Annotated in this window: 15 protein-coding genes; 6 read left to right on the top strand and 9 right to left on the bottom strand. The window is 66.2% G+C overall.

Going from position 1 to position 13,709, the window contains the following annotated elements; all coding sequences use genetic code 11:
- Positions 1-24: 24 nt before the first annotated feature.
- The 3 genes from Q1U94_RS08710 to Q1U94_RS08700 form a co-directional block, all read right to left on the bottom strand.
- Entirely contained in the window at positions 25-579 is a 555-nt protein-coding gene (locus tag Q1U94_RS08710; protein WP_300543429.1) for a response regulator, read from the bottom strand.
- Positions 580-595: 16 nt separating this feature from the next.
- Positions 596-2,170, bottom strand: coding sequence for an EAL domain-containing protein (locus Q1U94_RS08705; protein ID WP_300543427.1), 1,575 nt, complete (start codon positions 2,168-2,170; stop codon positions 596-598).
- 82 nt (positions 2,171-2,252) lie between these two features.
- Positions 2,253-2,804, bottom strand: coding sequence for a hypothetical protein (locus Q1U94_RS08700; protein ID WP_300543425.1), 552 nt, complete (start codon positions 2,802-2,804; stop codon positions 2,253-2,255).
- A gap of 142 nt (positions 2,805-2,946) precedes the next feature.
- Here Q1U94_RS08700 and dusA point away from each other — a divergent pair, with 142 nt between their 5' ends.
- Positions 2,947-3,942, top strand: a complete 996-nt coding sequence (gene dusA / locus Q1U94_RS08695) for a tRNA dihydrouridine(20/20a) synthase DusA (protein WP_300543423.1) — start codon at positions 2,947-2,949, stop codon at positions 3,940-3,942.
- 3 nt (positions 3,943-3,945) lie between these two features.
- On the top strand, positions 3,946-4,761 hold the full coding sequence (locus Q1U94_RS08690; RefSeq protein WP_300543421.1) for a sulfite exporter TauE/SafE family protein: 816 nt from the start codon (positions 3,946-3,948) through the stop codon (positions 4,759-4,761).
- Here the strand turns inward: Q1U94_RS08690 and Q1U94_RS08685 are convergent.
- Together Q1U94_RS08685 and Q1U94_RS08680 are read right to left on the bottom strand one after the other, a co-directional pair.
- A complete protein-coding gene (locus Q1U94_RS08685; protein WP_300543419.1) occupies positions 4,758-5,462 on the bottom strand; it encodes a TIGR02281 family clan AA aspartic protease in 705 nt (234 codons plus the stop codon). The two genes, Q1U94_RS08690 and Q1U94_RS08685, sit on opposite strands and share 4 nt — an antisense overlap.
- Positions 5,463-5,481: 19 nt before the next feature.
- Positions 5,482-5,694, bottom strand: coding sequence for a DUF1289 domain-containing protein (locus tag Q1U94_RS08680; RefSeq protein WP_300543416.1), 213 nt, complete (start codon positions 5,692-5,694; stop codon positions 5,482-5,484).
- Positions 5,695-5,793: 99 nt separating this feature from the next.
- On the opposite strand from Q1U94_RS08680, the gene Q1U94_RS08675 reads away from it, so the two are divergent.
- The gene (locus tag Q1U94_RS08675; RefSeq protein ID WP_300543414.1) at positions 5,794-7,074 is read left to right on the top strand and encodes a nucleoside transporter C-terminal domain-containing protein; all 1,281 of its coding nucleotides are present in this window, start codon (positions 5,794-5,796) and stop codon (positions 7,072-7,074) included.
- Here Q1U94_RS08675 and Q1U94_RS08670 read toward each other — a convergent pair.
- On the bottom strand, positions 7,071-7,793 hold the full coding sequence (locus Q1U94_RS08670) for an acyltransferase (RefSeq protein WP_300543412.1): 723 nt from the start codon (positions 7,791-7,793) through the stop codon (positions 7,071-7,073). The genes Q1U94_RS08675 and Q1U94_RS08670 overlap by 4 nt on opposite strands.
- A gap of 44 nt (positions 7,794-7,837) precedes the next feature.
- Here Q1U94_RS08670 and Q1U94_RS08665 point away from each other — a divergent pair, with 44 nt between their 5' ends.
- From Q1U94_RS08665 to Q1U94_RS08655, 3 genes are all read left to right on the top strand, one after another.
- Positions 7,838-8,095, top strand: coding sequence for a DUF3253 domain-containing protein (locus tag Q1U94_RS08665; RefSeq protein ID WP_300543410.1), 258 nt, complete (start codon positions 7,838-7,840; stop codon positions 8,093-8,095).
- Positions 8,082-8,672, top strand: a complete 591-nt coding sequence (locus Q1U94_RS08660; RefSeq protein WP_300543408.1) for a uracil-DNA glycosylase family protein — start codon at positions 8,082-8,084, stop codon at positions 8,670-8,672. The genes Q1U94_RS08665 and Q1U94_RS08660 overlap by 14 nt, the downstream gene beginning before the upstream one ends.
- A gap of 113 nt (positions 8,673-8,785) precedes the next feature.
- On the top strand, positions 8,786-9,859 hold the full coding sequence (locus Q1U94_RS08655) for a Glu/Leu/Phe/Val dehydrogenase dimerization domain-containing protein (RefSeq protein WP_300543406.1): 1,074 nt from the start codon (positions 8,786-8,788) through the stop codon (positions 9,857-9,859).
- Here Q1U94_RS08655 and Q1U94_RS08650 read toward each other — a convergent pair.
- From Q1U94_RS08650 to Q1U94_RS08640, 3 genes are read right to left on the bottom strand one after another with little or no spacing between them, the layout of a single operon-like run.
- Positions 9,856-10,890: an ABC transporter ATP-binding protein gene (locus Q1U94_RS08650; protein ID WP_300543404.1), complete on the bottom strand. Its 1,035-nt coding sequence runs from the start codon at positions 10,888-10,890 to the stop codon at positions 9,856-9,858. The two genes, Q1U94_RS08655 and Q1U94_RS08650, sit on opposite strands and share 4 nt — an antisense overlap.
- Complete coding sequence (locus Q1U94_RS08645) at positions 10,887-12,512, bottom strand: iron ABC transporter permease (RefSeq protein ID WP_300543401.1); 1,626 nt, start codon at positions 12,510-12,512, stop codon at positions 10,887-10,889. Before Q1U94_RS08645 ends, Q1U94_RS08650 begins: the two co-directional genes overlap by 4 nt.
- Positions 12,512-13,582, bottom strand: a complete 1,071-nt coding sequence (locus Q1U94_RS08640) for an extracellular solute-binding protein (RefSeq protein WP_300543398.1) — start codon at positions 13,580-13,582, stop codon at positions 12,512-12,514. Before Q1U94_RS08640 ends, Q1U94_RS08645 begins: the two co-directional genes overlap by 1 nt.
- Positions 13,583-13,709 lie beyond the last annotated feature (127 nt).

Raw genomic sequence — 13,709 nt, 5'->3', positions numbered from 1 at the left:
TCGGCGTTGTCTGTCGACCGCCGATCACCCGCCCGTTCCGGTCTCCGCCGGCGGTGTCCGGTCTGCGTCCTCCGCCTTTGCCTTCTGCCGGCTCTTGCGCCGTTCGGGGCCCTTGTAGGTCGACTTGTCCGGGTCTGCACGCCGCCGGTCGGGGCCGAAGTAATTCTTGTTGCGGATGAATGGCCGCGGTTCGTTGATCACCGAGGCGATCTTGGAGAACATTTCCTTCGCCGTAATCGGCTTGCAGCAGAATTCGGTCACCCCCGCATCGCGTGCCGCCTCGACCCGGGAGCGCTCGGAATAGGCGCTCAGCATGATGATGGGGACCAGCGGATTGGGACTGTCATCGGCCGTGCGCACGAGACGCACGAAGTCCAGCCCGTCGAGAATGTCCATCTGATAGTCGGTGATGATGATGTCGACGGCGTCGGACTTCACCAGGTCGAAGGCATCGGCAGGATCGCGCGATTCGTGGATCTGCTTGATCCCGAAACCGTGCAGGATCGTGCGCAGGATGGTCAGCATGTAGCCGTTGTCATCGACGATAAGCGTGCGAACGCGGCTGAAATCTGCGGCCATGGTCGTCTCGTGTTGATCAGGCGGCCCGCGTGGGCGTGATTCGCGAGTCCTTGAGGTCTTTTAGCGGAACAGGCTTACCGAAATAGTAACCCTGCCCGAAACGCACGCCGAGCGACTGCATGAGGGTTGCCGTGGTCTCGGTTTCGATCATTTCGGCCACCGTGTCGGCACCCAGTGACGTACATATATCGATCATGCCGCGGATCAGGACGGTGTCCCGCTCGGTCTTTCCGGCACGGCGCACATAGGCACCGTCAATCTTGACCACGTCGGCGGGAAAGTCGCGCAGATAGTGAATGCCTGCAGCACCGGCACCGAAATCGTCGAGACACACGGCATGCCCGCGTTCGCGGATCTTCTGGATCACGGCATTGGCGGCCTTGATGTTCTTTACCGATGCCGTCTCGGTGAGTTCGAAAGTAAGCCGCTTGCGGTCGATCTTGAGATCGGCCAGCAGGGCCAGGAATTTCTTGGCCCAGGCCATGTTGGTGAGCGATTTGCCGGACAGGTTCACGGACAGGGCGGGGCGGTCGTAATCGTCGCGCAGGAAGGTGGCGGCGATCTCTGTCATGGCGTAGTCGATTTCGTAGATCAGCCCGGTGCTCTCGGCAAAGCCGACACTGTCCTCGACCGGTTTTCCGCCCGGCAGGCGCAACAACAGTTCATAATGATGAACCTTGCCCGTCTCCAGTTCGACGATGGGCTGGGCATGCGGTTCGATCACACGCCCGGCGATGGTCGTGCGCAACTCGGTCATCCGCTTGCGTGTATCGGCCATCATGCGTTCCGCGGTCTCCTGAAGGGAAACCACATCCAGCGCCTGGCCGCTGTCGGCGGCGGTGTTCACGGCGTGCAGGAAGGCCTGTACCGCGATTTCCGGTTCCAGTTCCGGTGCATCGCACACCGACTGGATCTGCACGTCGGCATCGTCGAGCCCGTACTGTTCCAGCGTGTCCCCGATTTCCCTCTTCAGCGCGTCGAGATCGACCGAACGGGCATGGATCAGTGCCGTGCGGGCAGCGTCGACACGGCGCGATACGCCCTCGTCGCCGATCGCCAGGGCGCAGGACGCGGCCACCGACTGGTGAAGATGCGCGGCCCGATCGGGGCCGATCAGCCGGTCGATCTCGTCGCCGGCATCGATACGAAGCACCGACATCGTCATGTCCGTGCCGTCCTCGCGTGCGGTCTTGATGGCGGCCGACGCGCTGCGTTCGAAGGCTTGCGGATCGACATCGTCCGGTGCGCTCATCGCCTCGAAGGCGAGCGTCCAGCACACGCGGTCGCCGGCGTCCAGCAGCCAGCCGCTCAGGCGGGCCTCGCGGCCGTCGATGGTGATCCGCGTGGGACCGATACGATGACCCGGCTTCAGGCGGCGCATCAGGGCGCGCAGAATGGGGCGGGAGGTGTGGTCGATACGGTGTTCCAGCGTATCGCCTGCCGTGTCCTCAACCCCTTTTCGCGGGGCGCCGAGCGCCGCGGTCGCGCCGGCCTTGTACGTGATACGGCCATCCCGGTCGGTCTCAACGAGGATATCGGACGCTGCAAACGCAAAGGACAGGAACCGGTTGCGTTGTTCGACAAGGGACATGCGTTGGACCCCGGGGCATTGGCACAGAGGAAGGATAGTCCGGGGTAAACGTTAGAAGGCGATTAAAATTTCAGGCAATCACCTAGGCGGCCCGTCGTGAACTACCGTTGTCCTTGCTGGCAGGTTTCGTATTTATCTCTTTGAGTACTTCGTTCGCGCGCCGGCTCAACTTGCTTAATGCCGGCGGCATTTCGCCGTCCTCCCCGGCAAGGCGGGCGAGCGTTTCCGCGATCTCCATCAGGCGCGGCGCATTCGCCATCAGGCGGGCCTGGGCCTCGATCCGCTGCGGATCGCGATCGTATTCGGCCGCCGGCACACGCCAGCCGCCCCAGTCCATGCTCTCGGTGACGACGACCGGAAACGTACCCGGGAAGGGATGCCGGGCGCATTCTTCGATCGACTGCCACTTGTTCTTTGCCCGCAGCACCCGCCAATGCCCCGCCTCCATGGAATCGGCCTGTTCGGCGGCCAGTTCCTCGGCGGTGAAGTCGCGGCCCAGGCCGCAGTCGTAGAAAACCCGGACGGGCTCTTCGACATCCTTCACCCATTGCGGCTTGACATGTTCGACAAGCGCCCACGTCCCTACGGGCAGTACGAAGACCCGTTGATGCTTGTGATAGACAGCCTTGGCCATGTTCTGCGCCTCCCTCGATGCCTATCAAAACACCGCCGGATTGAAACGGGGTGAAGGAAACGCGTCGAATTTGAACGGTCTGTGTCGAGAGCGTTTGCTGGACGCTCTTGGTGATTGCCGGCGAGCGCGCTATGTCGCGCCCATGACAGCAATGCTCGCCCCCGACCGCCGCCTTTCCGTGGCCCCGATGATGGACTGGACCGACCGGCATTGCCGGGCGTTTCACCGTGTGCTGACGAAACGGGTGTTGCTCTATACCGAAATGGCGGTCGACAAGGCCGTGATCCATGGCGACCGCGGCAAGCTGATCGGGTTCGAGACGGCCGAGCATCCCGTCGCCATCCAGCTGGGCGGGTCCGATCCTGCCGACCTGGCACAAGCCAGCCGGATTGCGGAGGATTTCGGCTATGCCGAGATCAATCTCAATGTCGGCTGCCCCTCCGACCGGGTGCAGTCCGGCCGGTTCGGGGCGTGCCTGATGCAGGAGCCGGCGCTGGTCGCCGATTGCGTGAGCGCGATGCAGGATGCGGTCTCGGTGCCGGTGACGGTGAAATGCCGCATCGGCGTGGACGAGCAGGAGCCGGAGACCGCGCTGTTCGACTTCGTCGACACGGTGGCCGATGCCGGTGTGACCAGCTTCACTGTCCATGCCCGCAAGGCCTGGCTGAAAGGGCTGAGCCCCAAGGAAAACCGGACCGTGCCGCCGCTCGACTACGATCTCGTGCGCCGGCTCAAGCGGGAACGCCCCGCATTGGAGATCATCCTCAATGGCGGCATCGAGACGCTGGATCATGGCCTGACCGAAAGCGAGGGACTGGACGGCGTGATGATCGGCCGGGCGGCCTATCACACACCCTGGATCCTGGCCGGGGCCGACAGCCGGGTCTTCGGGGATGCAGACAGTGTGTCGACGCGGTTCGAAGCGGTCGAGGCGTTCAAACCCTATCTGGCCCGGCGGCTGGAGGCGGGAACGCGTCTGCATGACATGACCCGGCATATCCTGGGCCTGTTCACCGGCGAGCCCGGCGCGCGGATGTGGCGGCGCATCCTGTCGGAAAGGGCGCCCCGGCGCGGAGCGGGTCTGGAGGTAGTCGACGAGGCGCTGGCAGCCGTCTCCCGGCGCGACGAGGCGGCGTAGATCATGGCCGATATCTGGTTTCTGGTGCTGGCCATGGCGGCCACGGGGGCGTTTGCGGGCCTGATCGCGGGCCTGTTCGGCATTGGCGGCGGCGTCGTCATGGTGCCGGCCATGTTCTACGCCTTCCAGGCGCTGGGCTATGACGATCCGCGCATCATGCAGGTCGCCGTGGGTACCTCGCTGGCGGTGATCATCGCCACTTCGATGCGTTCCATGCTGGCGCATGCCAGGCATGGCGCGGTGGATTTCGACGTGTTGCGCGGCTGGGCCCCCTGGATCGTGCTCGGCACGCTGATCGGCTCGCGCATCGCCCACCTCCTGCCGGGCAACTGGCTGACCGGCATTTTCGGCGGCATGGCCATACTGCTCTCGGCACAGTTCTTCTTCGGCCGGCCGGACTGGAAACTGGCCGATAAAATGCCCTCGGGGCCCCTGCGCTGGGGGCTGGGCGGTACGATCGGCATCCTCTCGGCCCTGATGGGGATCGGTGGCGGGGTCTTCGGTGTCACGCTGATGACGCTGTGCGGCAAGACCATTCACCGGGCCGTGGCGACTGCCGCCGGTTTCGGGGTCGCCATCGGCTTTCCCGGCGCGGTCGGTTTCATCGTCAATGGCTGGGGCCAGGATGCCGTGCCGATGTCGCTGGGCTATGTGAACCTGCCCGGTTTTGCGCTGCTGGCCGGCTCGGCTTTCTTTGTGGCGCCACTGGGCGCAAAGCTCGCGCACGCCCTGCCGGAACGGACGCTGAAGCGCTGTTTTGCCGTAGGCCTGGTCGTGGTGGGCGCCATGCTGATCCGCGAGGCGGCGATCGGCGTCTAGGGCCGCAGGACCAGCCGGTCTTCCCGGATTTCCAGCGAGTCGAAACGCTCGAGTATCGACATGCCCAGGAGCGATTGGCGGCTGCCGCGCAAGACCAGCGCGGGAACCTGTTCGAAACTGTGTCCGGCCACATCGATCCGGCGAACGATCACCCGGGCTGCCATGGCCTGGCCGGCCGCCGTGGACACCGGATAGGCAAAGTCGAGCCGGTCCGTGCGGATGCCGACGCGCCGGGCATCCTCGGCGCTCAGCGCCAGGACGCTGGCCCCGGTATCGACAAGGAAGTTCACCGATGCGCCATTGATGGCGGCATCCATGTAGTAATGCCCGTTCGGCTGGCGGTGGAGCACGATCTCGCCGTCCGCAGGCGGCGAGGGGCGGGCTTCGGATATTGCCGTCGGCGCGCCGGACCAGACCCGGTCATGCTGCCATTCATCATAGTCCCGGTCCACGACGGCAATGGCGCCGAAGGCCGCGATGACGCTCAGCCAGGCCACCATGTTGCGGTGCCGTGTGCCAGGCGCGGTAAAGGCGGCGAAGACCAGGGCGGTCAACAACAGGCCGACGATCAGGCAGGCGAGCGCAAAGCGCAGCGGCGAGCCGATCTGGTCCCAGAGCGGCCAGGCCGCCAGCCGCAGCAGCAGGAGTGCCAGGCCCAGGAAAAGCACGGGCCGGGCCAGTCGGGCGATCAGGCGATGCATGAGGCCAATCTCCCGGGCGTTAGCGGCGCAGTGCGCCAGGCGGGGTTCCGGTCCTGCGATAGGCCGTTTCGCGCTCCGGGAGTGCCTTGATGATCGCGTCACGCTCGGCATCGCTGTAAGCGGTCCAGCGGCCCAGCTCCTCCAGGGTACGGAAGCAGCCGACGCAGATTTGTGCTTTGGGATCAACAAAGCAGACCTTGACGCAGGGTGTCTTGACGGGCGGAGCGCTCATGCCTGGCAGCATTTCGCGCCCGGGCCGTTGTGGCAAGCGCTTGCAGCCGCGGGGGCTCGCGGAATATTGTCGCCGCTTTCCGCGCCGCTGGGGACTTTCATGGACGATCTTTTGCTGCAGGCCCGCAGCTTTGTGGGACTTTTTGCCCTTGCGGGCCTGGCCTGGCTGCTCGGTCCGCGCAAGAAGGTTCCGCTCGTCCTGCTCGCCGGCGCCATCGCGCTCCAGCTGGCCATCGCCTGGCTGCTCTATTCTCTGGCACCCTTCCGGGCGTTCCTGCAATCGCTGACCGGTGTCGTTGCCGTGTTGCAGGAGGTGACGAACGAGGGCGCGCAATTCGTGTTCGGCTATCTGGCCGGCGGGGCCATGCCCTTCGAAGTCAACGAGGAAAATGCGGGCGGCCTGTTCATTTTCGCCTTCCAGGCCCTGCCGATGGTCATCGTGCTCTCGGCCCTGTCGGCCCTGTTGTGGCGCTGGCGCCTCCTGGAATTCCTGGTGCGCGGGTTCGCGGCAGCCTTCCGGCGCCTTCTCAATCTCTCCGGTTCGGCCAGTCTCGGTGCTGCCGCCAACATCTTCCTTGGCATGACGGAAAGCCCGGTCCTGATCCGTCCGCGCCTGCCGGAAATGACCCGCTCCGATCTGTTTCTCATCATGACGGTCGGCTTTTCCACCGTCGCCGGTTCGGTGATGGCGCTCTATGTCAGCCAGCTGTCCTCGGTGATCGACGGGGCCGCAGGACATATCTTCACCGCCTCGCTGATTTCCGTGCCGGCGGCCGTTCTCCTCTCGCGCCTGATGATGCCGGCCGAGCCGGTCTCCGAGGAGGCGCTGCAGAAGGAGAAGATTCCGACCAAGATCTATCATTCCTCCATGGATGCGCTGACGACCGGCGTGTCCGACGGCATCCGTCTCTATTTCAACATCATCTTCATGCTGCTGGTCTTCACCGCCTTGGTGGCGCTGGTGAATGTCATCCTCGGCCTGTTCCCCGACGTTCTGGGCGCGCCGCTCTCGGCCGACCGCATTCTGGGCTGGGTGTTCGCGCCGATCGTGTGGCTGGCGGGAATTCCCTGGTCCGAAGCCACCCAGGCGGGCTCGCTGATGGGGCTGAAGACGGCGCTCAACGAGGTCTACGCCTATGACCGCCTGTCCCAGGTCGGCGGCGAGCTGAGCGAGCGGACCCGGCTGATCATGACCTACGCGCTGTGCGGTTTTGCCAATTTCTCCTCGGTCGGCATCCTCACCGGCGGCCTGGTCGCCATTGCCCCCTCGCGGCGCGAGGACATCCTGGAACTCGCCCCGCGGGCGCTCGTCTCCGGCACGCTGGCCACGCTGATGACGGGGGCGGCGGTGGGCGCACTGCCGGCGGGCCTGTTCGGTTAGTCCCCCCGGCGCGGCCACAGCCGCGAGCGCAGCCAGCCGGGCGTCGAGTTTCCCTTCAGCGCCTCGCGATAGGCGGCGTCGAAGAAGCGCTCCAGGCCCGGCGCATCGGTATAGAGGTCGCTGCGCGTCTTCATCGGCGTGTCCGGATCGATGCGCTTGACGATCCTGGCCGGATTGCCGGCGACAATGGTCCAGGGTTCCACATCGCGCGTGACCACGGCGCGGGCCCCGATGACCGAATGATCGCCGATGGTCACGCCCTTGCCGATAAAGGCGCCGTCGCCCACCCAGACATTCCGGCCGAGCCTGACCGGTTTCCAGGCCGGGGCGGGATCGACCCGGTCGTGGATGGAATGCCAGTCGCAATCGGAAATCGTCGCCTTGTTGGCGATCAGGCAGTCGTCGCCGATCTCGATCTGCCCGGCGGCCAGGATGCGCGTGCCGCCGGCGATGAAGACGTGATCGCCCAGCGATATCCGCCCGGACTGCGTCTGCGGCGACCAGACCGTCAGCCGCACGGGATCGGCCTTGTTGGCGACGATGTGCAGCCGCTCCCCCGCCGTGATGTTCGGCCCGAAAATCTCGACATGCCAGGGACGCACGATCTTTGGCTCGATCCCCAGAGCGGCGAAGTGCGGTGCCAGGAAATGCCGCGTCCACGCATTCTCGCAGCGCTCCCAGAACCGGTGCATCCAATAGGGGCGGTGGTCACGTTGCATCGAGCTCTCTGGTCTGGCGGCGCGGTTCGGCCTAAAGGGAGAGCATGACCGATACACCGGAAACCGATCCCATCGAAGCCGCCATTCTGCGATTGGTCGCCGCAGCGCCGGAAGGCCGCTCCATCGCGCCGGCCGATGTCGCCAGGGCGGTCGATCCGGAGCGTTTCAATCGACGGTTCGGCCATGTGCGCCAGGCGGCGATCCGGCTGGCCAAGGCCGGCAAGGTGACCATTCTGCGCAAGGGCAAGCCGGTCGAGGATGTCGAGACGTTCAAGGGTGTCTGGCGGATTGGCCGCGCCTGAACTCGATAGGTTGCTGGACGAGATCCGCGCCTGCCGGGTCTGTGCGGAGGCGATGCCGCATGAGCCGCGTCCGGTGATCCGGGCCGGTGCGACGGCGCGCATCTGCATTGTCGGACAGGCGCCGGGCACGCGGGTGCACGCCTCCGGAAAGCCCTTCACCGATCCGTCCGGCGACCGTTTGCGCGAATGGATGGGGGTCGACGAAGCGACATTCTACGACACGTCCCGCATCGCCATCGTGCCGATGGGCTTCTGCTTTCCCGGGCTGGACGCCAAGGGCGGCGATCTGCCGCCGCGCAGGGAGTGCGCGCCGCTCTGGCAGACGAAGGTGCGTGAACGCCTGCCGAATGTGCGGCTCACCCTGCTTGTCGGGCAGTATGCCCAGCGCTTTCATCTGGGTTCGCGCATGCAGCAGACGCTCACAAAGACAGTCGAGCGCGCCGGAGATTACGGACCGGACTATCTGCCGCTGCCGCACCCTTCCTGGCGGAATAATGCGTGGCTGAAGAAAAACCCGTGGTTCGGGGCAAGAATTCTCCCGATGCTGCGCCGCCGCATCCAAGAATTGTTATCGTAACCAAGATTCGGGGTGTTTTCGCGCGCTTGTGCCGCGGCTCGCGAAAGGGTATTTCCACGCCCGGTCTTGCAGCGCTTCCGTCGCTGCCATCGCTATAAAAGGGTAAGCCCGTAATGAGTGTTTTCGAGCACCCGTCGTTCGACAATCACGAGAAAATCCTTTTCGCGACCGACGAAGCCACCGGCCTCAAGGCCATCATCGGTGTGCATTCGACGGCCAGCGGCCCGGCCTGCGGCGGTTGCCGCATGTGGTCCTATCCGAATTCGGAAGCGGCCCTGACCGATGCGCTCCGCCTGTCCCAGGGCATGAGTTACAAGAATATCATGGCCGATCTGCCGATCGGCGGCGGCAAGTCCGTTATCATGAAGCCGGACGGTGCCTTTGACCGCCAGGCCCTCTTCGAGGCCTTCGGCCGCGCCGTGGAGAGCCTGAACGGCGAGTACACCACGGCCGAGGATGTCGGCGTCAGCCCGGACGACATGATGGCCGTGCGCCGCTCGACCGAGCATGTGGTCGGCCTGCCGGAAGGCAAGGCCGCCTCGGGCGATCCCTCGCCGGTGACCGCCGATGGCGTGTTCCGCGGTATCAAGGTCTGCGCCGAGCGTGGCCTCGGCAGCCGTGATCTCTCCGGCGTGAAGATCGCCATCCAGGGCGCCGCCGGCCATGTCGGTTCCTATCTGTGCGGCCATTTGTCCAGGGCGGGTGCGGAACTCTTCATCACCGACATCAACCAGGACGGTCTCAATCGCCTGAAGGACGAATACGGCGCCACCATCGTCGGTCTCGACGAGATCTACGACCAGGATGTCGAGATTTTCGCGCCGTGCGCCCTGGGCGCCGTGATCAATCCGGACACGATCGACCGCATCAAGGCGAAGATCATTGCCGGTGCCGCCAACAACCAGCTCGCCACGCGCGAGATGGGGGCGGAAGTGCAAAAGCGCGGCAAGCTCTATGCCCCCGACTATGTCCTCAATGCCGGCGGCATCATCAACGTGATGGGCGAGATTTCCGGCGATTTCAATCCGGAATGGGTCAAGGGCAAGCTGGACGGTCTGGAAGTGACCCTGGCAGAGATCCTCGACCAGTCCGAATCCGAAGGCCGCCCCTCTAACATCATCGCCGACGAGATCGCCCGCCAGCGCATCGAGGAAAAGCGGGCCAAGAAAGTGGCGGAAGTCGCCTAGGCTTCCACCACGGTCACATAGGCTGGATCCAGCGTGACGCTGACACTGTCGCCCTCGCCGATCGGTGAGGGCGATGGTGTATGGGCATGCCAGTGGCGCTGCGTGCTGTCGGATATGTCAAAGACCAGATGGGTGCCGGCCGAACGGCGGCGGGTCACGGTGAACGCGCCACTTTCGTCGAGCGTGAGACCGATGGCTTGCGGCCGGACCAGCACATGCACGGGCGTCCCGTCGTCAAGACCGGGGGCATCGACGGCCCCGAAAGGGGTGTCCGCGCGGCCGGCCTGCGCCTTGGCCTCGACGGTTTCGACATCGCCAAGCAGGCGCGCCGCTACGGCGCTGACCGGGCGCATCCAGACCTCTTCCGGCGTGCCGGTCTGGATCACCGATCCACCCTCCATCAGGGCCAGCTCGTCGGCGACGGCCATGGCCTCGTCGGCGTCGTGGGTGACGATGAGGGCCGTGGCGCCGGCGCGGCGCAGCGTGTCGACGGTGCGTTCGCGCAATTCGTGGCGCAGGCGCCGGTCGAGGCCGGAAAAGGGTTCGTCCAGCAGGATGATTGCCGGTTCGGGTGCCAGCGCGCGGGCCAGCGCCACGCGCTGCTGTTCGCCGCCGGAGAGTTCGTGCGGATAGGCCCCGGCCTTGTGGCCGAGTTCGGCGGCCTCGAGTTGGGCCATGGCCCGGTCCCGGGCGCCGGCCCCCTTGAGACCGAAGGCGACATTGGCCAGTGCCGTCAGGTGCGGGAAGAGGGCGTAGTCCTGGAACACCATGCCCACGCGCCGGGCTTCCGGTGCCAGATGCGTCTTCGGTCCGCTCCACAAGGCCCCGCCGAGCCGGATTTCGCCGCCATCCAGCCGCTCCAGCCCCGCGATGGCGCGCAACAGGGTCGACTTGCCGCTGCCGGAAGGGCCCAGCAGGGCGGCAATGCGGCCGGCATGCAGGTCGAGATCGGCGCCGGCCAGCGCGGCCTGCCCCTTTACATAGCGGCGCTCGGCCTGGCGCACGCTGAGCACTGTGCGTTGCTCGGTCATCCCGTCCCCGTCGACGATCGCGTCCGGGAGAGGTAGCGGGCCACGAAGATCATGGGAAGCAGGGCGACCAGCGGAATCAGGAGCGAGGGCAGGGCGGCCTCGCCCAGGCGTTCGTCGCTGGCGTAGTTGTGGGCAATGATGGCGAGCGTGTCGTAGTTGAAGGGCCGCAGGATCATTGTCGCGGGCAATTCCTTGAGCACTTCCACAAAGACCAGCAGGCCCGCGGACGTCACGCCGCCTGCTATCAGGGGCCAGTGGACGCGCCGCACGGTCTCGCCGCGTGTGGCGCCCAGGGTGCGGGCGGCGCCGTCCAGGGCCGGTGTCACGCGGGACAGGGCGGCTTCGGACGGGCCGATCGCCGCGGCGGCGAAGCGCGAAAGATAGGCAAAGATCAGAGCGGCAGCGCCGCCGGTCAGCAGGATCGGAAAGACCTGGCCTGTCAGCGCTCGCCAGACCGGATCGATCAGGCTCTGCAGGCCCGAGAGAATGGCGATGACGCCCACCGCGGCCACGGCACCGGGAACGGCATAGCCCAGCCCGGCGGCACGGGCGGATGCGATGGCCAGGATACCGCGGCTGCGCAGGGCATAGGCCGTGCCCAGACCCAGGACCGCGGCGCACAGCGCGCTGATTGCGGCCAGGGTCAGGCTGTGCCAGGCGGCGGCGGCCAGGCCCGTGGCCGGGAGCTCGTTCAGTGCCAGCCAGGCCAGGCGTCCGAGCGGGATGACAAGGCCCAGCATCAGCGGCGTCAGGCAGGCAAGTGCAGCCAGCAGGGCTTGCAGGCCGGCAAGGCGAAAGCGCGGTGCGGGTTTGTGGCGGCCCGAGGCCGCATGGGTTCGGGCGCGCCGGCGCTGGGCCCGTTCCAGGCTGAACACGATCAGTGCGATGGCGACCAGGATCAGCGACAGGCGCGCGGCATCGACCAGCGATCCGGCACCGCTCCAGGCGCGGATCAGGCCGATGGACAGGGTGGGAGCTCCCAGATGGGAAACCGTGCCGTAGTCGGCAAGGCTTTCCATCACCACCAGGGCCAGCCCGGCGGCCAGGGCCGGGCGGGCCATGGGCAGGGCGGTACGGCGGAAGGCCTCGAACGGGCCTGCGCCGAGCGTGCGGGCGGCATGATAGGCATCGGCGGACTGGCCCGTGAAGGCGTCGCGCGCCAGCAGGTAGACGTAGGGATAGAGCACCAGGGCGAACATCAATCCCGCCCCCCAGCTGCCGCGAATGGTGGGAAACAGGCCCGCTGTCGCGGCCTGCAGAGGGCCGCCGGCCTGGGACAGGTCGAACCAGGCATAGGCGGCGACGTAGGCCGGCACGGCGAGCGGCAGGATCAGCACCCAGCTCATGACGGCCCGGCCCGGAAAGTCGGTGCGGGCGACCAGCCAGCCCAGCCCTGTGCCGATCAGCGCAGCCCCGCCGGCCGCCACGGCGGCGACATAGGCGGAATGGATCAGATAGACCGGCAGTCGCGTACGGGCGAGGTGGAGGAGATAGTCGCCGGTCTCGCCGGTCAGGGCGATCCAGGTGACCGCAAACACCGGCGCGGCGCAGACGAGCGCCGCCAGGATCGCGAGCGATGTCGCGCGATCCGGCAGGACGCCCGTCTGTCGCCCGGTGGCCACTATTGCCAGCCGACGCGGTCGAAGATGCGCTGGGCGGTGGCGTTGTGATCGCCCAGTTCGGAGACATTCCGGCTGTCCCCGGTGAAGGGCATCATCGCTTCAAGCGTCGGATTGTCCCATTCCACGCCCTCGACAACCGGGATTTCGTTGGTCATCTCGGCGAACATGCGCTGGGCGTCGGGCGTCAGCAGGAAGGCAATGAACTCGCGGGCTTCTTCCGGGTGCGGCGCATTGGCGGCAATGCCGGCACCGGAGATGTTGACGTGAGCGCCCGAAGAGTCCTGGTTCGGGAAGAACAGGGTCACGGCCCCGGCTGCCGCGCGGTTCGCGGCCTCGCCGGAGTTTGCCATCAGGGCGTAGTAGTAGTGATTGGTGATCGCCACGTCGCAATCGCCGGCCGCCACACCCTGGATCTGGGCGATATCGCCGCCCTGGGGCGGCCGGGCCATGTTGTCGACGATGCCGGCGGCCCAGGCCTCGGCCTCGTCCTCGCCCAGGCGGGCCACGATCGAGGCCAGCAGGGACTGATTGTAGGCATTGCCGCTTTGGCGCACGCAGATGCGGTCGTCCCAGCGCGGATCGGCCAGGTCTTCATAGGTCTCGATCTCGCCGGGCTGGACGCGGCTGCTGGAATAGGCAATCACGCGGGCGCGCTTGGCAAAGCCGATCCAGTAGCCGTCCGGATCGACCAGGTTGGCGGGGACAGCCGGCACGAATTCGGAAAACTCCGTCTGTGCGAACAGGCCGGCTTCCTCGGCGCGGTGCAGGCGGGCGGCGTCCACCGTGACGATGACATCGGCCGGGCTGCGCGCACCGTCGGCCCGCACGCGCTCGATCAGCTGGTCGCCATTGGCCTCGATTAGATTGATCTCGATTCCGGTCGCCTGGGTGAAGGCCTCGTAGACGGCCGCATCGCTGCGATAGTGGCGCGCGCTGTAGACGTTCACCACGCGCGGTTCGGTGTCCGTTTCCGGAGCCGGCGCGGATGTGTCGTCCGGCGTTTGCGGTTGCGAGCAGGCGGCGAGCAGAGCGGAGACCGCGGCGGCGGCCAGGATATTGGCAGACTTCATGGAGCACCCCGATTGTTGTGTCGCCAGCATCCCTGCCATTCTTGAGAATGTTTCGCAAGTTATTGCCGCAGGAAACCGGTGCGGTGGGGTGACGCAGGGGATGAGGGAAACGCGCGTGCCGCGAACA

This window comes from Maricaulis sp., from assembly GCF_030149515.1.
Taxonomy (GTDB): Bacteria; Pseudomonadota; Alphaproteobacteria; order Caulobacterales; family Maricaulaceae; genus Maricaulis.
This window is presented reverse-complemented; position numbering and strand designations above follow the sequence as displayed.